At 44.7% G+C, this 17,866-nt stretch carries 20 protein-coding genes; 11 read left to right on the top strand and 9 right to left on the bottom strand.

All coding sequences use genetic code 11. From position 1 onward, the window contains the following. Positions 1–15 precede the first annotated feature (15 nt). From DPF93_RS15410 to DPF93_RS15395, 4 genes are all read left to right on the top strand, one after another. Positions 16–867, top strand: coding sequence for a formate/nitrite transporter family protein (locus DPF93_RS15410; RefSeq protein ID WP_114767012.1), 852 nt, complete (start codon positions 16–18; stop codon positions 865–867). Positions 868–974: 107 nt separating this feature from the next. Beyond that, positions 975–1,751: a uroporphyrinogen-III C-methyltransferase gene (cobA, locus tag DPF93_RS15405; RefSeq protein ID WP_114767011.1), complete on the top strand. Its 777-nt coding sequence runs from the start codon at positions 975–977 to the stop codon at positions 1,749–1,751. Between the two features lie 203 nt (positions 1,752–1,954). Then, entirely contained in the window at positions 1,955–3,076 is a 1,122-nt protein-coding gene (locus DPF93_RS15400) for an HD-GYP domain-containing protein (protein ID WP_114767010.1), read from the top strand. Positions 3,077–3,169: 93 nt separating this feature from the next. Further along, positions 3,170–3,652, top strand: coding sequence for a LabA-like NYN domain-containing protein (locus DPF93_RS15395; RefSeq protein WP_114767009.1), 483 nt, complete (start codon positions 3,170–3,172; stop codon positions 3,650–3,652). Between the two features lie 146 nt (positions 3,653–3,798). Here the strand turns inward: DPF93_RS15395 and DPF93_RS15390 are convergent, their stop codons facing one another. Continuing rightward, complete coding sequence (locus tag DPF93_RS15390; RefSeq protein ID WP_114767008.1) at positions 3,799–3,993, bottom strand: DUF2986 domain-containing protein; 195 nt, start codon at positions 3,991–3,993, stop codon at positions 3,799–3,801. A gap of 277 nt (positions 3,994–4,270) precedes the next feature. Between DPF93_RS15390 and DPF93_RS15385 the strand changes: the two genes are divergently transcribed. From DPF93_RS15385 to DPF93_RS15365, 5 genes are all read left to right on the top strand, one after another. Beyond that, on the top strand, positions 4,271–4,582 hold the full coding sequence (locus DPF93_RS15385) for a PTS sugar transporter subunit IIB (RefSeq protein ID WP_114767007.1): 312 nt from the start codon (positions 4,271–4,273) through the stop codon (positions 4,580–4,582). A 10-nt stretch (positions 4,583–4,592) separates the two neighbouring features. Then, positions 4,593–5,927, top strand: coding sequence for a PTS sugar transporter subunit IIC (locus DPF93_RS15380; RefSeq protein WP_114767006.1), 1,335 nt, complete (start codon positions 4,593–4,595; stop codon positions 5,925–5,927). Between the two features lie 5 nt (positions 5,928–5,932). Next, positions 5,933–6,274: a PTS lactose/cellobiose transporter subunit IIA gene (locus DPF93_RS15375; protein ID WP_114767005.1), complete on the top strand. Its 342-nt coding sequence runs from the start codon at positions 5,933–5,935 to the stop codon at positions 6,272–6,274. After that, positions 6,274–7,164: a DUF7916 family protein gene (locus DPF93_RS15370; RefSeq protein WP_114767004.1), complete on the top strand. Its 891-nt coding sequence runs from the start codon at positions 6,274–6,276 to the stop codon at positions 7,162–7,164. Before DPF93_RS15375 ends, DPF93_RS15370 begins: the two co-directional genes overlap by 1 nt. Before the next feature lie 391 nt (positions 7,165–7,555). Next, positions 7,556–7,912, top strand: coding sequence for a DUF3316 domain-containing protein (locus tag DPF93_RS15365; RefSeq protein WP_114767003.1), 357 nt, complete (start codon positions 7,556–7,558; stop codon positions 7,910–7,912). 123 nt (positions 7,913–8,035) lie between these two features. Here DPF93_RS15365 and DPF93_RS15360 read toward each other — a convergent pair whose 3' ends face one another. Next, positions 8,036–9,514 carry a peptide MFS transporter gene (locus tag DPF93_RS15360; RefSeq protein WP_114767002.1) on the bottom strand — a complete coding sequence of 493 codons (1,479 nt, stop codon included), beginning with the start codon at positions 9,512–9,514 and terminating at the stop codon, positions 8,036–8,038. A gap of 269 nt (positions 9,515–9,783) precedes the next feature. Further along, the gene (locus DPF93_RS15355; RefSeq protein WP_114767001.1) at positions 9,784–11,160 is read right to left on the bottom strand and encodes an L-serine ammonia-lyase; all 1,377 of its coding nucleotides are present in this window, start codon (positions 11,158–11,160) and stop codon (positions 9,784–9,786) included. A gap of 70 nt (positions 11,161–11,230) precedes the next feature. Between DPF93_RS15355 and DPF93_RS15350 the strand changes: the two genes are divergently transcribed. After that, on the top strand, positions 11,231–12,142 hold the full coding sequence (locus DPF93_RS15350; protein WP_114767000.1) for a YdcF family protein: 912 nt from the start codon (positions 11,231–11,233) through the stop codon (positions 12,140–12,142). A gap of 42 nt (positions 12,143–12,184) precedes the next feature. Here DPF93_RS15350 and DPF93_RS15345 read toward each other — a convergent pair whose 3' ends face one another. The 3 genes from DPF93_RS15345 to DPF93_RS15335 form a co-directional block, all read right to left on the bottom strand. Beyond that, positions 12,185–12,469: a putative hemolysin gene (locus DPF93_RS15345; RefSeq protein ID WP_114766999.1), complete on the bottom strand. Its 285-nt coding sequence runs from the start codon at positions 12,467–12,469 to the stop codon at positions 12,185–12,187. A 56-nt stretch (positions 12,470–12,525) separates the two neighbouring features. Continuing rightward, on the bottom strand, positions 12,526–13,542 hold the full coding sequence (locus DPF93_RS15340; protein ID WP_114766998.1) for a GGDEF domain-containing protein: 1,017 nt from the start codon (positions 13,540–13,542) through the stop codon (positions 12,526–12,528). A 195-nt stretch (positions 13,543–13,737) separates the two neighbouring features. After that, positions 13,738–14,658: a chemotaxis protein gene (locus DPF93_RS15335; RefSeq protein WP_114766997.1), complete on the bottom strand. Its 921-nt coding sequence runs from the start codon at positions 14,656–14,658 to the stop codon at positions 13,738–13,740. Between the two features lie 185 nt (positions 14,659–14,843). Between DPF93_RS15335 and ppiC the strand changes: the two genes are divergently transcribed. Further along, a complete protein-coding gene (gene ppiC / locus DPF93_RS15330; RefSeq protein ID WP_038177557.1) occupies positions 14,844–15,122 on the top strand; it encodes a peptidylprolyl isomerase PpiC in 279 nt (92 codons plus the stop codon). 66 nt (positions 15,123–15,188) lie between these two features. On the opposite strand, the gene lpxL is transcribed toward ppiC, so the two are convergent. From lpxL to ltaE, 3 genes are all read right to left on the bottom strand, one after another. After that, a complete protein-coding gene (gene lpxL / locus DPF93_RS15325; protein ID WP_114766996.1) occupies positions 15,189–16,115 on the bottom strand; it encodes an LpxL/LpxP family Kdo(2)-lipid IV(A) lauroyl/palmitoleoyl acyltransferase in 927 nt (308 codons plus the stop codon). A gap of 304 nt (positions 16,116–16,419) precedes the next feature. Next, positions 16,420–16,731, bottom strand: a complete 312-nt coding sequence (locus DPF93_RS15315) for a c-type cytochrome (protein WP_114766994.1) — start codon at positions 16,729–16,731, stop codon at positions 16,420–16,422. Between the two features lie 98 nt (positions 16,732–16,829). After that, positions 16,830–17,834, bottom strand: coding sequence for a low-specificity L-threonine aldolase (ltaE, locus tag DPF93_RS15310; RefSeq protein WP_114766993.1), 1,005 nt, complete (start codon positions 17,832–17,834; stop codon positions 16,830–16,832). Positions 17,835–17,866: the final 32 nt, after the last annotated feature.

Raw genomic sequence — 17,866 nt, 5'->3', positions numbered from 1 at the left:
TTTTGGAGAGACATGATGTCTTACTTAAAACCAGCAGAATTTGTCCAAACTATGATAGCGACGGGCGAAACTAAGGTTCGAACTTCAACGCGCGACTTGATTTTACGCGGTACCATGGCGGGGATCATTTTGTCACTTGCGGTCGTGGTAGCGATCACAACCATCACTCAAACGGGTATTGGTATCGTTGGTGCATTGGTCTTCCCGGTAGGCTTTTGTATCTTAAGTTTAATGGGTTATGACTTAGTTACAGGTGTATTTGGTCTCGCGCCTTTAGCTAAGTTTGACCAGCGCCCAGGCATCACTTGGGGACGAGTACTGCGCTGTTGGGGTTTAGTCGGTCTGGGTAACCTAATTGGTTCTTTGCTGGTTGCCTTCTTAATTGCGCTTTCTCTGACGATGAATTTCAGTGCCGAGCCGGGTGCTGTAGGTCAAACGTTTATCAAGGTTTCAACAGCTCGCACGGTAGGTTTTGAAAACCTCGGCATGGACGGTTGGATTACTTGTTTTGTGCGCGGCATTCTATGTAACTTAATGGTCTGTTTAGGCGTTATCGGCAACATGACCGCGCGCACTGTGGCGGGCAAAATTGCTGCAATGTGGTTGCCAATTTTCATCTTCTTCGCGTTAGTATTTGAGCACGCGGTGGTGAACATGTTCCTATTCCCACTTGGCATGATGTTAGGTGCTGACTTTGGTATCGCGACTTGGCTTAACTACAACCTAATCCCAACGATTCTAGGTAACATTGTGGGTGGTCTGCTATTTACTTGTATCCCGCTATATCTAACTCACGCTAAAACCGCAAAAGGTCTAGAAGATGAAGCGGAAGCACAGTTCAACGCTGAACCTGCGCTAAGCAAATAACCCTAAGCCGCCCCGCTGTAGTGCGGGGCAGTTTGGCTATAACAAGTGTTTATTTATCTGTGTGAGTAGCACTTTTTATAACCAAATTTTTCAAGACAGGTATCGCAATGACGACCACTTCAATTTCTACTTCAGCATCGCTCGTTCAAGGTTTTGTCTCATTAGTAGGCGCAGGTCCAGGTGATCCGGATTTGTTGACCGTTAAAGGCTACCGCGTGATCCAGCAAGCGCAAGTGGTGGTGTATGACCGCCTGGTTTCTCCAGAAATTCTTGCACTGGCGAATGAGAAAGCGGAAATGATTTATGTGGGTAAAAAGTTGGATTATCACTGCGTGCCACAAGATCAAATTAATCAAATTTTGGTCGACAAAGCTCTAGAAGGTAAGCGTGTTGTTCGCCTTAAAGGGGGTGACTCTTTCATCTTTGGTCGCGGTGGCGAAGAGCTAGAAACGCTTGCCGAGCAAGGGGTTCGCTTTGAAGTTGTTCCGGGTATCACTGCTGCTGCAGGGGCGACAGCGTACGCGGGTATCCCATTGACGCACCGAGATCACGCGCAAGCGGTGCAGTTTATTACCGGCCACGTACAAAAAGATGGTAAAGAAATTGATTGGCAGGCAGCGGCGCAGTCAAATTCGACCTTGGTTTTCTATATGGGTTTAAAGCAAAGCGGCTACATTGCTGACAAGCTACTGACTCATGGTCTGTCCGATGATATGCCTTGTGCCATCATCGAAAATGGTACACGTCGCGAGCAGCGCGTTTTTCGCGGTAACTTAGCGGATCTGCCAAATCTAGCCAAACAGGCACAAAGTCCTGCTTTAATTGTGGTGGGTAGTGTGACCTCTCTACATGAAAAATTGGATTGGTTTAATATCAATAACTAAGTAACGCACTAAGCTATTTGATAGCGATCACGAGATGAGTGAATTTTCACCGTTTCTACTGGCTGAAACCAGCGGTTGTTTTGTATGTTTGAAAGAGATGTTAACGGACATTCGTGTGAGAAATTAAAACCTTAAATCCAAAGGTATCCATGAATGTTGATTCTTTGCTCAATGTGCCTAAAGGCTAGGTGCAGGAGGATAAGATGAACAATCACTATTTTCAAACTTCAAAACCGCTTAACCAGCAATTACAACAATTGATGCAGCGAATGCATGCGCACGCACCTAAAATTGCCCGTGTTTCTTACGCCAAATACAATCGCGATAACGATACGCTTGCAACCTATGCTGACAGTGAGTTTGAGCTGTGGAGTGAACTGCACCATGAAAAGCGCCTGAGTAAACTCAACCATCTTAAGCGCTGCGCTGCAATGGGTGTACCGCGCATTATCGATGATCTTGCATATTTGAGTCATTGTGACCGTCTCGCTTTCCTACGGCACAAAGGTTATCGCTCATCGGCAGCGATTCCATGTTTTCAAAACCATCGTTTTAGTGGCTTTGTTTTTTTAAATGCTTATGAACCGAATGTGTTTGATAGCAAGTCACTGCTTTCGCTTGCGCCTTACATCGAAATGCTTCAATTTGCGGTGGAATCTCACAGCCAAGTGGTAAACACCATTGTTGAGTTTGCTGATCGCCTGCGCACCGGCAGCACCGTCTATTGTCGAGACTCTTATTATCATGGGCGACGGATGCGTGCTTATACCAAAGTCATCGCTGAATATGTCGCAGAGCAGTGCAATTTAGACGATGAACAAGTCGATGCGATTGCTGCATTTGCCCAAATCCATGACATCGGTAAAACGTTGTTACCAGAAAGCTTGATCTACAATACTAAGCGGCTTGACCCGCATGAGTTGATGTCGGCGCGCTCACACATTGATAACGGCATCAAGCTTATGGATGAGATTGTTTCGTCAGTGGGTAACCCCAATCATCCAAGTATCACGCTGCTTAACCAAATCATGCGTTTTCAATACGAGTATCTTGACGGTAGCGGCTACCCATATGGCTTTAGCCAAGAAGAGGTTCCCCTTGCCGCGCGGATTATCACGGTCGCCAATATCTTTGACTCCATGACCACTCATAAGAGCTATAAGCAGGCTTGCTCGGTGACAGCGGCACTATTAGAACTAGAGAAAATGGTGCAACAAGGGAAGTTAGATGCCTTGTGCGTTGATGCCCTGCGTAGCGAGCAGCAATACCTTAAGCAGATCATCCATAAATATCCTGAGCCAGAAAAGTGGGGAACTGCTGATTAGGCTGGTTTAGTCTTTGACTCCATGGGCAATAGGTGTGCGCGAGAGAAGTAAGGCTGGTAAGATAGCTTGGAATTGAATTAGAGATATATACCCATGGAAAAAGTGGCGATCTTTGTTGATGTACAAAACATCTACTACACCACCAAGCAAGCTTATCAAGCCAATTTTGACTACAACAAATTTTGGGCAAAGGTGAGCCAAGAGTTTGATATCACTGCGGCGAATGCTTATGCCATCTCGTCAGCCGATCCTAAACAGCGTCAGTTTCATCATATACTGCGTGGTATTGGCTTTAAAGTGTGCCTTAAGCCGCTTATCCAGCGTATGGATGGCAGTGCCAAAGGAGACTGGGATGTAGGCATTGCTCTGGATGTATATGAAGCCGCATCAAGTGTTGACCGAGTGATCCTACTCTCAGGCGATGGTGATTTTGAAATGCTGGTGGAGAGAGTTCAACAGCGTTTTAACACCAAAGTGGATGTTTACTCGGTACCTGAATTGACCGCACAAAATCTTATTGATGTCTGTGATAACTATACTGCTATCGGGGAGCAACTGCTACTCAACAGAGGATAGAGAAGTCACTGCTGAGATTTTAGAATCGTGACTCGTGACTCGTGACTCGTGACTCGAGATTTGAGAAGAGAGAACTGAGAGCTTTTCTGCTCGTTTGAGATCTTTCAAACAGCCTCTGCATCAACACTGAGAGGCTGTTTTGCTGATTAAGCGTCGTTTTGCTGTTCTTGCTCGACGATGTCAGCTTGAACCTCTGCTGAAGTATTTTCTTGTTGTTCAGCTTCCATTTTAGCGCGCTCTGCTTTTGAGATATAACGAGGCTTGTTGCTGTTGTGCAGCTTGGCATTCGCCTTCTTCTGTTTTGCCTTCAATATTTGGTTAATACGCTTTTTACGGTTCATGCTAGCACCCTAGATTTTGTTGGTCGCGAATAATAGCAGGAAGTTGGCAAGGTTGCATTGCCAACTTTACAATTGATCTGACCATTTAATACCGTTTCTCATTGCCACCCTCAACTTCACTGTCACGCTGCTGATAGTGAGATTCGCGTCTGAAAAATCCACTATATATCTTCAAAATAATGAAGATATTCACAGAGTGTGATCATCTCTATTTATATTCATTATTTTGAAGATTAAATTGAGCAAAATTTATCCAGACGTACAAGAGGTTATCACTATGAGAATATTTCTATGTTGCTCTGCTGGAATGTCTACCAGCATGTTGGTCAACAAAATGCAGCAAGCAGCGCAAGCCAAAGGTATTGATTGCACGATTAACGCCTATTCGATTTCTGAGTTTGAAGAGTCACTGGCACAAAACGATGTTTGTTTAGTGGCTCCGCAAGTGAAATTTAAGTTCGAACACTTTAAGCAACGGGCTGAAGAAGCCGGTAAAGCTTGCGGTCTTATCGATATGATGAGCTACGGCATGATGAAAGGCGACGCTATTTTAGACCAAGCGCTAGAGCTGTATAGATCAACTCGATAAGGATATCGCTATGAATGCACTTACAAATATTTCCGCCATGGTTGAGAGAGTGGTGACTCCAATTGCATATCGAGTTTCAACCCAACGTCATGTGAATGCGGTTAAAGATGGTTTTGTAGCGACTATGCCATTTTTAATAGTTGGCTCGCTTCTATTAGTTTTAGCGTTTCCACCAGGTACCAGTAATGCTTTTTTGCAAGGCTGGCAATCTTTAGTAGACACTATTGGTCAAGGTAATATTTTATCTGCCTTCCAAGTTAGTATGGGTATCTTTGCGCTTTATGCTGCTTTTGGCATTGGCTTTAGCCTCGCTGAGCACTACAAACTTCGAGCGTTAAATACCGGTATGCTAACCATGTTTACTTTCTTGCTCGCCGTTGCGCCAGTTCAGTTTATTGATGATATTGGCGGGATTATGCCGATTGGTTACATGGGAGGCACAGGTGCATTTACCGCTATTATTTGTGGTCTATTTGTTCCTGAGCTGCAGCGCTTCCTCATCGCGAAAAACATTCGTTTGCAACTACCAGATGCGGTTCCACCTAAGATTTCTGCCTCATTTGATTTGCTGATCCCTATCGTTATTCTCACGGTCATTGTGGTGACAATCAACGTTTTCTTAGGCTCGTTTGACCTCAATATACCTTCAGCAATTATGGAGCTGTTTAAGCCGATTGTTGCCGCGTCAGATTCATTCTTTGCCTGTTTACTCGCGGTGATCATCATTCAGCTTTTGTGGTTCGCCGGCATCCACGGCTCGCAAGTTGTGGTGGTCGGGATCCTCTATCCAATTTTGTTAATTAACTTAGGTCTTAACCAAGATGCGCTAGCTGCGGGTGAAGAACTACCGAAGATTTTTGTAAACCCTGTTTTAGACTTCTTTATCTTCGTTGGTGGTGCTGGTGGTACTTGGGGCTTTGTGGTGCTGATGATGCGCTCCAAAGTTGCTCACTTAAGAACCATCGGACGTATGTCGATTATTCCTGGCACATTTAACATTAATGAACCGGTGATCTTTGGTACGCCAATCGTAATGAACGTGAACTACTTCATTCCTTGGATGCTATCGCCAGTCGTAAATACTTGTATTGTTTGGCTAGCATTTAAAACCGAATTGGTCTCAAAAGTAGTTGCGCTACCGCCGTGGACAATGCCTGCGCCAATAGGTGCTGTGATTGCAACTAACTCCAGTATTGCCGCGCTGGTTGTGGTTGCCTGTGTCTTGGTGAGTGTGGTGATTTACTATCCATTTTTCAAAGTGCATGAAAAGCAACTTCTTGCAGAAGAGCAAGCCAACCAAATGGATGAACAAACTGTCTCAGTGACTCCTCAAACGAACGGGTAATACAGATGGAACAGGTTATAGATAGCGAAAACGCAATCAGTGAAGAGTTTCTGATGACATTGTTATGCCAAGTTGGTGCTGCAAAGTCGGCGATTATGCAGGCGATGTTAGAAGCAAGAAATGGAAATTTTAGCGAGGTTGACCAGCTGCTGCAGCAAGCGGATGAAGCCTTGATAGAAGTGCATAAAACGCAAACCAGTTTAATTGGGTTTGATGAAGGACAGGGTAAGGTAACGATGACTCTGATCTTAACCCATATCCAAGATCATATTATGACCACGATGTTATGCCGAGACATCGTGACCGAAATTGTCGAACTTTATCAGCGCACGGCGGAGAAGCAGTAATGAAGAAACGTATTTTTGATTTAACCCGTGATGACGTCAATCAGATGAAAAGAGCAGATATTGTTGATTGTATTCGCCGCTCTGAAGGTCGAACTTTAATGGTTGAAAATGTGGTCTCTGCAGAGCCTCCGTTTGATCTCGTCTCAGGCGCTGAAATCGCCGCAGGTTTTGGCGCTGATATGATCACTCTCAACTGCCTTGATGTGTTTGAACCAAAGGGCAACGTGAATGGTGCGTCCAATCATGGAGTAAAAGATCATTTCACTATCGATGAGCTGAAACAACTGAGCGGCAGATTAGTCGGTTGTAACCTTGAACCGGTTCCCCAAGGATTTACAGAGATTGCTCTTGGGCGTTCGGTGACGCCGCAAACAATAGAAAAGGTCGTTGAACTTGGGCTTCATTATATTATGCTCACGGGCAATCCAGGCATGCTTGTCTCGCAAGAAACGATTTTGGATGCGATTAAGCTAGTTCGTGAGATCAGCCAAGATATCGTGATAATTGCTGGCAAGATGCATGGTGGCGGGATAGGCAACGATTATCAATTAGACATCATTGAGCAATTTGCACAAGCGGGAGCTGATATCGTCATGTTCCCAGCGCCATACACCACACCGGGAGTCACCCCTGATCTTGCGTTTAAGATGATGAGTGAGGTACATAAACACGGCTTACTAGGTTTATTAGCGATAGGTACTTCTCAAGAAGGTGCCAGTGAGAGCTATATTGAACAAGTAGCGCTCGCGTCAAAAGGAGCCGGAGCGGACATTGTCCATATTGGTGATGGTGGTTATGGTGGCTTAGCCGTACCAGAAAACATTATACGAATGGGCGTAACGATTCGCGGTCGTCGCCATCAGTTTAAACGTATGGTCAACCGCCGATAGCCTTGAACGGGATGAAGAACTGATGAAATTCGCCGCTTGAATTTTCCTATATGGAGTGGTTCAAGCGGCTTTGTTGTATTTAATTTCCATTGTTTTAATACCAATTGATTATAATGATATAACTATCATTTATAGATAAATTAGCCGAATGTGTGGAAAATTTGTTTCGCGAATCAAATTAACCATTAAAAATCATAGCTTTTATCTCTAAAGCAGAATTCAGACCAATTTTTTCACGGCTGTTCGGCGTGAAGGCTAAAAACGGTAAGGTCGAAAAAATCGAAGAACACGTGCAATTTATTCTAAGTCGCTAAGGTCTTCTCTAACGTACTATTTAGGTATTCGGGCAGCAGTGAGGGAGTCCGAACTTTGGTAAGTAAAGGAGATAATTATGATTAAGTTAGCCGGTGTAGCAAGTGTCTTACTTTTTAGTTCTGTAGCAATGGCGGGTCTGAGTGGTCCTTATGCGACAGTAATGAAAAGCAGTACTATGACAGGGAATGCGTACGACTCAAAAGCAGCAGCACTAGAGTCAGGGCGTATGATGATCGTTGATGTGAATCGTATGAGCTCAATTGAGTTGAGTCGTAATGTATTCTGGAACAGCAACGACCAAGTAGATTTGAATTCATTTGAGCTTCTTAACTCTCAAGTGGAAATTGAAGAAATCGTCACCAGCCAAGGTGCGATTGCTTATCAACCCGTCATCAGCGTGAGCTATGAATACCGCGCAAGAGAGCGTGACTAAACCTGTTTTCGCTAGCACTTAACAGGATTAGAATAATCAGATTGTGAGTTTTGTGGGACGCTTTGTTTCACCTCATTCAAAAAGCCCCCGACTTAGTCAGGGGCTTTATTATTTTTGGCACAACTACGCAGCGGAATCCGCTTCAACCAATTCCGGCTCGTGGCGTTCTGCACTCTCCAGCATCTTACGAATGATGAATGAAGAGACAAAAGCAATGGCTACCATCACTACCGCAAGAACGGTTAGCATTTGGAAGTAGTTACCGTAAACGGTTTGCACAACTTCCTGCGTGATCGCTTGTCCTTTTTCAAGTGCAATTGACGTTGAGAATACTGCACCGATGATGCCACTTAGCGCCATCGCAATGTAGAACAAAGATACCGAGAAGTTCTCAATATGCTTTGGTGCCACAGACAGAATAAACGCCACCACTAGACTGCCGACAATAACTTCCGCAAACGCTTGGAAGAAGTGGATCACGAAGAAGGTTTCAGGACGAATAATGACGTCAGCACCAACGTTCATCACTGCCATCGTCAAGATGCCAAATGCGATCGCGGTAAAAATAAAGGCGATACCAATTTTACTTGCAGTTGATAGAGTAATACCGCGTTTCTCAAGTTTGGAGAAAGTGTAAGAAATTACAGGTCCTGCCAAAATACACCACAATGGGTTCATCGCCATTGATGCTTCAGGCGCAATTGGAATGAAGCCAAATAGATCACCGCGCATGGTGTTGATCGTTACCATGGTCATTGATGTCATCATCTGACCGTAGTAAACGAAGAAACAAGTAGTAAGCACTGTCATGATTAGGATAGTACCCATCTTAAGTGCTGCAGACTTACCTGATTTAAACATCAACGAGATAAAGTACAGGATCGCCGCTCCGCCAATTGCGTATACGATGTTTTGACCGATATCCATGTTTGAGAACATGAAGAACACCAGACCAACCATGCCCGCAGATAACGCAATAAACGCTACCCAGTTTGCGATGCCAACTGGTTTTTGGTCGATGTCTGCTGCCACACCAACAAGTGGTTTGCGGAAGAAAATCAGAGTAACCAGCGCAAGTGTTGCCATTACCGCAGACAGAGTAAAACTGCCGTGGAAACCAATCACAAGTACGAACATTGGGAATAGGTATTGGCCAAGAAGGGCGCCGACATTATTTACCGAATAGTTTACCGGGTAGCCGTTTTCAAAGTCTTCTTGAGAAGCGAACGTGCGTTTGTATAGGCTTGGGTATGACGGTGACATCAAGCCACGACCGTAACTGGCTAGGGCAATACCAACTAAACTCATCGGTACATTAGTCGCTGAAGAGCCAAGGATCAGCAGCAGATAGCCAACGGCAAAAGTAAAGTAGGCAATGGTAAGTGAGCGGTAAGCGCCTAAGAATTTGTCAGCGATAAAACCACCCGCAATCGCGAACAGTGGACCGATTGAGGAGAATGCACCTACAACCATCATAGTATCAGCTTCACTGTAACCCAGATCTTCTAGGAAGAAGCGAGTCAGGATGACCATGACACCGTAGAAAGACAAGCCAAACATCATTTGGCAGAACATCATCGACTTGTTGAGCCTATTCCACATAACTTTCTCTTGTGATTTAGTTCAAATAATTGGGAAGGCGGACGATTATGTCAGAAAATCTTTTTGATGCACGAAATTTCCCCACATTTTAGTAGGATTTTATTCTGAAATTTCCAGCAAACGTTTGCTTGTTGGTGTTTGATACTGGAAATTATGCGCTTGATAGCTATGTGTGTAAGTGTCGTTGGTGAGAGATTGATGGATTGTTAGTGCCTTCTGCAAACGTCTGGCAAGGTGACGTTTGCAGAAGGCTTATTGACATGATGCATCTATTCACAGGGTGGTGCGAGATGAATAAGTGCTAGCCCGCCTAAAGAGGTTTCGCGATATTTACGATTCATGTCTTTGCCCGTGACGTACATGGTCTCGATCACTTTATCGAGTGAAATGAGCGTTTTGCTGGTACGTTTTAGTGCCATTCTTGATGCATTAATCGCTTTCATGGCTCCCATTGCGTTGCGCTCAATACAGGGGACTTGCACTAAGCCGCCTATCGGATCACAGGTCATGCCCAGTGAATGCTCCATTGCAATTTCAGCGGCAATACAGATTTGCTCATTGCTGCCCCCTCTTAGTGAAGTGAGTCCCGCCGCCGCCATTGAAGATGACACGCCAATTTCCCCTTGGCAGCCGACTTCAGCACCAGAGATCGAGGCATTCATTTTGTACAAAATGCCAATAGCTCCGGCAACGGCGAGGAAATCTTTAAGCTGCTTAGTATCTAAGCGGCGAATAAATTTATGGTAATACATAAGAACGGCGGGAATAACGCCCGCCGCGCCATTAGTCGGTGAGGTAACCACTTGTCCACCGGCTGCATTTTCCTCACTAACCGCGAAGGCAAACAGGTTAACCCAATCCATAATTGCCATTGGGTCACTTTCAAGTTCATGGTTAGATTCGAGTTTTTTCTGCAGATTTGGAGCGCGCCGCGTGACATTGAGTCCGCCGTCTAGAATGCCTTCGGTTTCAAAACCGCGTTGCATGCAAAGCTGCATCACTTTCCAGATCTGTTCCGCTTTTTGCTCTATTTCCGCCATCGGCTGAAAGCAGACCTCATTGCGTAGGATCAGTGATGCAAGACTGAGCCCCGTTTTCTCTGCGTCATCAAGCAATTGCTCAGCATTAGCAAAAGGGAAAGGAACCTCGACTGAAGTTTGATTTTTTCCGTGCAGCATCTGCTGTTCAGTCGCGATAAATCCGCCACCAATAGAGTAATAGGTTTCAGTAAATATGGGCTTTGAGTCGGAGTCGTAGGCGATAATCGACATGCCATTTTCATGCAGTGGTAAATTGTCTGAGTGAAAGAGAATATCTGTGTCGTAGTTGAAGATCACCTCTTTACTACCGGCAAGGTTTAGCAAATGGTTATCGATGGTTTGCTGCAATGCTTGTTTTGCACTGGTGACTTTAATGGTGTCGGGACGGTGACCAAGCAGACCTAAAATTACTGCTCTATCAGTATGATGACCAATACCCGTCAAGGATAGGGAGCCGTAAAGATTTACTTCTACTCTGTTAATCGTTTGTAGTAGATTTTTTTGCTTAAGTCGCTGGCTGAAATCGAACCCAGCAAGCATTGGTCCGTTGGTGTGGGAGCTTGAGGGACCAACGCCAATTTTAAATATATCGAATATCGACAGCATCACGGTATCCTATGGTTATAAACAAAACTATCGGCACTTAAACTATAGCTAGTGAAGGAAGAATTAGGCAGTGACAAGGCAGTTATTGAGTGAGTCAACAATAGAGAATGTGACTGAAGTCTTGATCGTATTAGGTAAACGGTTGGTAAATGATGAGTTAACCGAGGAAGGGCGATCACGTGTGAGTGCGCTGGTCGAAGTGCTGCCTAGGCTAACGCACAAGCAAGTGGCGATTATGTTTTGTGGCGGAGGTCCTGAAGAGCACGCTCGCACAGAAGCTGAGGCTTTGTTTGAGCACTTTACTCAGCTTGCCCCTAATTTTGCCCAATACCTATCGCCGCAGCGAATCATGCTAGAAAACCAGTCAACCAACAGTGTTCAAAATCTGATTTTTGCTGCGGACCTGCTCGCTGACCAGTTACTTGCTGAGCAGTTATTTGAGGAGCATTTAGGTTCGAAAATATCGCCGATTTGTATTCGCTTAGTGTCGAGTGATTATCACATTGAGCGGATTATTGAGATTGAAAAGCTGATGCCAGAGCAAGGCTTGGTTGGGCGTTTTATTCGCCACGCTCAGCAGCGTGGCATCAGCATTGATCTACCACTTGTAATGGCACAGCACACGATAGCTCAATACCCATATCAAACCGAGCAAGGCAAGGCATTTTTATTAATAGACAAGCTGACCACATATCGCGTTTATTTAGAAGGGGTTGTGGCCGGGGTATTTCAGCGTCCACTTGCAAGCGTGAGAAAACCGCCGTATCAACTAGCGTTAACTGCCTTGAGTCAACTACGTCAGCTTGATTGCATGTATAATAGCCAAGTAGCTCTTCGACGATTAACTGCGTTAGTTGAGCAGACAAGCCCAGAGGTATCTTTAGAGCGTAACAAAGAAATGTTAGTTGAGTTTAATCACTTGTTGCTTACTCTTAATCGCCAATTCGATCCAGATGCAGAGCATAACCGCGAAGTGCTTTGAGCGGTTATGCTAGCTTTGGCAAACAGCGAAATGTAAGAGTGGTTACTTGGAGTAGCCTTCGTTCTGTTGATGGTTTTGACGGTAATATTCCCACTGCTCGACACGCGAGCCATCTGGCAGCACGCAATAGGTCATTCTCTGTGATTGCTCGGTGACAGTTTCCAGTTTGCCATCTTGTTGAACACAGTAGACAGCTGCAGGATTTGAAGCCATTTGATATTCAGTTTTCTTATAGGGGGAATCATCACCAGCACAGGCGGCTAGGGTGCTGATAATGCCTGCGGTGATGAGCAAGCGAAGTGGTGTTGCAACTCGACTATTCTTCATTGTTTTCTCCGTCAATGGCTTACGGCTAAAGAATAGACGAGTTTTTTCTATGTTGCTTAAATTGGCATAACGCGGTTGCGACCTAGCTGCTTGGCTTCGTAAAGTAATTGGTCGGTACGTTCAATGATTGACTCCGCTGCTTCGCTCTCTTCTCGTTCGGCAACGCCAAAAGAAGCGGTGATGTTGCCAACCTGCTTGCCGCTACGGCGATCTTTGATGGACAGCTTTTCGATTGCTCTGCGCAAACTTTCGGCAAACTGCCGCGCGACGCGTAAACTTCGATTTGGTACCACCAAAGCAAACTCTTCGCCGCCAAAGCGATAAGCGGTAATACCATCTCGGCAACTGCTTTGCAGTCTTCTTGCTAAGCCGCGGATCACTGAATCACCAAATAGGTGACCATAATTGTCGTTGTAAGTTTTGAAATGGTCGATATCAGCAAGGATCAAACAGAAGTTCTGCCCGCTTTGGCAAAGTGTTTGGATATCGTTGTCAAATGAACGGCGGTTGTACAAACCTGACAAACTATCAAATAGTGCTTCACGCTGAACATCGGCAAGCTGGTTTTTAAGGCGACTAATTTCACTACTAGCGGTAGAGAGTTGGTTGGACAGAAAACTTGTGGAGTGGCGAATATCACGTGATTCCGCCACCAATTGACGAATGACCGCCATGACTTCATCAAGCGACATGCTTTCGTCTTCTACGCGCTCAAGATTCTTAAAGCTCTTATCTATCATCTCAGAGAACTGCGATGTATCACTGATAGTGTCAGTCATCGAACTCGCTACTTCACCAACAAGAATCTCGATATTGGCGCGTAAGTCACTGAGTTTGGTTTCATTTTGTGATGCGACATGCTTGTGATACAACTGCTCTCCCGCTGCTGGAGGGCAGATACCAAAGCTCTCAATCACGCTTTCCAATTCATGGTTGAGCTTCGGGATTGCGTTGTCAACATAGGTGTACCACAGCGCATAGTTGGCAGGCGTTGCCGCGACATGGTTTTTCATCATTAAAGGGACTGCTTTTTTTAGGTTAGCCGTCGACTTTTTAAATACGTCTTCTGTCATGGTCTGGTTTCAATCAATAAAGATGCAACTGCTTATCGCTAAGACGTAGCATGGCTGCATAAAATCACTATCTCAAGTATCAAAACTGCTAATGACTAGACAGTAAACAATCGGCTCTATGAGGTACAGAGTCCATCACTCATCGTGCCGAGAATTGTGATTTAACCGTCTAATACATTCACTTATAACGACAAGCTAGTCAGTAACTGCTTCTCGGTCTTTAGCGATCTGATCCGCACCGCGCAGCATTGCCTTGATGAGATCCCCGGCATTAAATTTCTCTAATGCTTCATGCGCGCCTACCTGATTAGCGCGATTGACACATATCTCACTAGATAGCGAGGTGTGTAAAATAATGTAGGCATGACGAAGTTCAGGATCGCTCTGAGTTTCAAACGCCAATTCGTAGCCATCAAGCCCTGGCATTTCGATGTCACTTACCAGTAAATCGATCGCTTTACCCTTAGCCACCGATTCGCGCATACAAGCAAGTGCCTCTGCGCCATGAGTACAAATTTGGTAAGGAATATTGATGCTATCTAATGCATTGGAAAGTTGGCGGCGTGCGATGGTTGAATCATCCACCAACAAGATATTGAGCTCTTTGAGTCGCTCTCGTTGCACATCGGTCAAAATCGGAATGCGTTCCGAATCTGAAAGTGGGTAAATCTTTGAGAGCAATAGCTCAACATCGAGCATTTGTACGATTTGTTCTTCGTAGCGTGTAATACCTGTGACAAAGACGTTGTTTCCTGCCGTCGAAGGTGAAGGTTCGATATTACGCCAATCACAATCAATGATTTTTTCAATGCTTCTTACCATAAAAGCCACGACGGTACGCAGGCAATCAGTGACGATCAGAAAACATGAAGCATACTCTTCGGGCTGAATTGGACGAAAGCCAATTGCCGCGGGCATGTCTATGACTGGCACATTGAGCTCGCGAATAGTGACAGTACCAATAACATGATGATGTGAATATGGGATCTGCGTAGTGGGCAAATAGGGGACAATTTCACGAACTTTTAGTGTTCCAATCGCGAACATTTGTTTGTTTGCCGTTAAGGTGAACATCAACATTCCTTGTGACTGATTCGCCTTGCTTTTTACTGCCATTGCAATTCCCATTTTTGATACTGACCATACTATGTTAGGACAAATAGTTGATTTTTCGTTGAAACAGATCAGAGATTGATGAATGAGAGAGGTTCTGTTGCAATAATGATGAAAAGGTTTGATGAAGATCTCAAAAATCTTAGTTACAATCTAGCTCATTGAGATACGAGTAATTTAAGACAATTATGGCAAACACAGCGGCAGCTTTGCATATTTTAGTAAAGCACAAAGAACAAGCTGAAGACATTATCAAACAGCTTAAGAAAGGCGCAAAGTTTCAAACTCTTGCGAAGAAATACTCAACTTGTCCGTCGGGCAAACGTGGTGGTGATCTTGGCGAATTTCGTCGCGGACAAATGGTGCCACAATTTGACAAAGTTTGCTTCTCTGGAGAGACCTTGGTTCCTCACCTAGTGAAGACTAAATTTGGTTGGCACGTGGTAAAGGTCCTTTATCGCACATAGTTCAAGTAATTGAATTTAATAAAAAAGGTCAAGCATGCTTGACCTTTTTTATCAATTTATCCTAGCTTATACGCTGTATAAGCACGCTTCGCCCTTTGGGCGAGTTTTAAAGCGGCGATGCAGCCACATATATTGGCTAGGCGCCGCCATAATGGAGCGCTCAATCGCTTGGTTGGTGTACACCGCTGCCAAATGTTCACACTCTTTTGGATAGGCATCAAGACTTGGGTGAATGGTCAAAATATAATGATCATTGCTGTCTCGAACCATGGTAAACGGCACAATCGCACAATCTGATGCGTTGGCTAATAAGCTTGTGCCTGTTGTTGTGCAGGCATTCTCGACTGCGAACAAAGGCGCGAATGTCGAGCGGCGACGACCATAGTCATGATCTGGTGCGTACCAGACGCGTTCACCAGTACTTAATGAGTGAATCATCTGTTTTACGTCACGGCGATCGATCAAAGTGCGGTTTGAGCGAGAGCGACCATGATACTGAAAATAGTCAAAGCATGGGTTGCTATTTGGACGGTAAACGCCCATGCCAGATTTTTTGATGCCAAACGCGCGAGCACCTAGCTCTAGGTTCATTGAGTGAACCGCCAGCATCAGAGCGCCTTTTCCTTGTTTCTCCAACTCTTCAAGCTGTTCCATACCAACAATCGTCACATGTTTGTTAACGCGCGAATCTGGCCAGAACCAAGCCATTGCGGTTTCAAATAGTGCTATCCCTGTATTTTCGATATTTTCAGTCACGAGCTGTTCTTTCTTTTCTGCGCTTAAGTCAGGGAAGCAAAGATCGAGGTTGCGACGAATGGTGTTGGTACGTTTCTTTATCCGCCCAAGAACAAGACGACCAATACGCTTACCTAATGCCAACTGCAACTTAAAAGGCAGCAAGCTTAGTGCATACATTAATGCGACTAATAGCAGCGTCCCCCAATATTTTGGTAGGAGAAATGACCATCTAAAGACGGGAGAAATGTTTTTCATTTGTTATATAAATAAGTCAAAAGGGCGCGCAGTCTATATTGAAGTTGTAGGTAAAACAAACAAAAAAATTGAACTAAATCACAATAATTTGGATGTTGATGATTTAACTGCAATTTATGTGATGTGCTGTGAAGGGTGGAGTAAACAAACTTGTCTTTTTCTCTATTATTACTTTCGAAAAAACTGAATGAGATGTCGTTTGAATAAAATCCAACCAATAGAATGAGTTAGATAGGAGGAATAATTTGCTCAGGGAGACAAGGCTTATCGCGTTTAAATAAGCCTTGTAGACAAAGTTCAACCGCTATTTTTGCTCTGCGTAGAATGCAGCGATGTCTTTTAAGTCTTGCTCATTAAGTTGACGTAACTGGGCTGCCATCATTTGGGCCATTGATGAGGTGCGCTTTCCCTGTTGGTAATCGAGCATCGATTGATATAGATATTGGGCGTTTTGTCCATTTAGATTTGGGTAGCTTGGATTGTTGGCAATGCCTTTCGCACCATGACAAAACACACAGCTCGGGGATTTCACTTTCCCTAATTTCGCATCACCAAAAGGTTGTGCGTAGGCGAGCGGAGCAATAGCTAAAAGAGCAATAAAAGCGAGTATATACATAAGGTGGTGACTGTGAGTGAGAAAATTATGTGTGCTACAAATAATAAAGCTTCCCGTAGGGGGAAGCTCAATAGTTGATTTGCTTAAATGCTCACTGTTTAAACGTAACTAGCGATTTTTTCCAAGCAAGTCTCAATATCTTGCCCGGAGATGTCTTTGTGAGTAACAAATCGCATTGGATTGCCGGGTGTGACTGTAATGCCATCGTCTGCCAACTTGGTGGCAAGTAACTGAGAGTCGATGCATTCATCTAGTTTGGCAAACACGATATTGGTATGAATAAACTCCGCATTCACAGCAAAACCTGGGATCTGGTTTAAGCCTTCAGCCAAGCGCTTAGCATTGATGTGGTCTTGTTTTAACTGCTCAACTTGTTCAGTCAGTGCCAGTTTACCCGCTGCCGCAAGAATGCCCGCTTGGCGCATACCTCCACCGACCATTTTTCTCAATCGGCGTGCTTTTGCGATGTATTCTTTACTGCCAAGTAGTAGAGAGCCAATTGGCGCCGCTAAGCCTTTAGAAAGGCATACCGTCATAGAATCAAAGTACTGAGCGATTTCTTTGACATCCACATCAAGCGCGATTGCTGCGTTGTAAACACGAGCACCGTCGAGGTGCATCGCTAGACCATTGTTATCAACAAACTCACGCGCCTTGGCAAGGTAATCCATCGGTAGCACTTTACCATTGATGGTGTTTTCTAAACTTAGCAGGCGAGTGCGGGCGAAATGGCTGTCATTTGGCTTTATCGCCGCCTGCAACTTATCGAAAGGCAGCGTACCGTCAGGATTGTTTTCAATTGGTTGAGGTTGAATAGAACCAAGTACCGCAGCGCCACCTGCTTCATAGCGATAGTTATGCGCCTGTTGACCGCATAGATACTCATCGCCACGCTCACAATGTGCCATTAGACCGAGTAAGTTTGCCTGTGTGCCAGAGGTAGTAAACAGGGCGGCTTCAAAACCATGTCGGTTTGCTGCCCATTGTTCAAGATCATTAACGGTTGGGTCATCCCCATAAACATCGTCACCAACAAGTGCTTGCGCCATCGCTTCGCGCATGGCTGGAGTCGGTTTAGTGACAGTATCAGAACGAAAATCCATTATTATTCCTATTCATTTCCAAAGCCGAAGTT

The organism is Vibrio rhodolitus, from assembly GCF_003350325.1.
GTDB lineage: Bacteria > Pseudomonadota > Gammaproteobacteria > Enterobacterales > Vibrionaceae > Vibrio > Vibrio rhodolitus.
The sequence above is the reverse complement of the archived record's forward strand: the minus strand, read 5'-3'. Positions and strand labels throughout refer to the sequence as shown.

What these genes read in the sequence shown, in the direction of transcription:
- DPF93_RS15410 (WP_114767012.1), top strand. Translation starts at nt 16, where the DNA reads ATGTCTTACTTAAAACCAGCAGAATTTGTCCAAACTATGATAGCGACG.
- cobA (WP_114767011.1), top strand. Translation starts at nt 975, where the DNA reads ATGACGACCACTTCAATTTCTACTTCAGCATCGCTCGTTCAAGGTTTT.
- DPF93_RS15400 (WP_114767010.1), top strand. Translation starts at nt 1,955, where the DNA reads ATGAACAATCACTATTTTCAAACTTCAAAACCGCTTAACCAGCAATTA.
- DPF93_RS15395 (WP_114767009.1), top strand. Translation starts at nt 3,170, where the DNA reads ATGGAAAAAGTGGCGATCTTTGTTGATGTACAAAACATCTACTACACC.
- DPF93_RS15390 (WP_114767008.1), bottom strand. Translation starts at nt 3,993, where the DNA reads ATGAACCGTAAAAAGCGTATTAACCAAATATTGAAGGCAAAACAGAAG.
- DPF93_RS15385 (WP_114767007.1), top strand. Translation starts at nt 4,271, where the DNA reads ATGAGAATATTTCTATGTTGCTCTGCTGGAATGTCTACCAGCATGTTG.
- DPF93_RS15380 (WP_114767006.1), top strand. Translation starts at nt 4,593, where the DNA reads ATGAATGCACTTACAAATATTTCCGCCATGGTTGAGAGAGTGGTGACT.
- DPF93_RS15375 (WP_114767005.1), top strand. Translation starts at nt 5,933, where the DNA reads ATGGAACAGGTTATAGATAGCGAAAACGCAATCAGTGAAGAGTTTCTG.
- DPF93_RS15370 (WP_114767004.1), top strand. Translation starts at nt 6,274, where the DNA reads ATGAAGAAACGTATTTTTGATTTAACCCGTGATGACGTCAATCAGATG.
- DPF93_RS15365 (WP_114767003.1), top strand. Translation starts at nt 7,556, where the DNA reads ATGATTAAGTTAGCCGGTGTAGCAAGTGTCTTACTTTTTAGTTCTGTA.
- DPF93_RS15360 (WP_114767002.1), bottom strand. Translation starts at nt 9,514, where the DNA reads ATGTGGAATAGGCTCAACAAGTCGATGATGTTCTGCCAAATGATGTTT.
- DPF93_RS15355 (WP_114767001.1), bottom strand. Translation starts at nt 11,160, where the DNA reads ATGCTGTCGATATTCGATATATTTAAAATTGGCGTTGGTCCCTCAAGC.
- DPF93_RS15345 (WP_114766999.1), bottom strand. Translation starts at nt 12,469, where the DNA reads ATGAAGAATAGTCGAGTTGCAACACCACTTCGCTTGCTCATCACCGCA.
- DPF93_RS15340 (WP_114766998.1), bottom strand. Translation starts at nt 13,542, where the DNA reads ATGACAGAAGACGTATTTAAAAAGTCGACGGCTAACCTAAAAAAAGCA.
- DPF93_RS15335 (WP_114766997.1), bottom strand. Translation starts at nt 14,658, where the DNA reads ATGGCAGTAAAAAGCAAGGCGAATCAGTCACAAGGAATGTTGATGTTC.
- ppiC (WP_038177557.1), top strand. Translation starts at nt 14,844, where the DNA reads ATGGCAAACACAGCGGCAGCTTTGCATATTTTAGTAAAGCACAAAGAA.
- lpxL (WP_114766996.1), bottom strand. Translation starts at nt 16,115, where the DNA reads ATGAAAAACATTTCTCCCGTCTTTAGATGGTCATTTCTCCTACCAAAA.
- DPF93_RS15315 (WP_114766994.1), bottom strand. Translation starts at nt 16,731, where the DNA reads ATGTATATACTCGCTTTTATTGCTCTTTTAGCTATTGCTCCGCTCGCC.
- ltaE (WP_114766993.1), bottom strand. Translation starts at nt 17,834, where the DNA reads ATGGATTTTCGTTCTGATACTGTCACTAAACCGACTCCAGCCATGCGC.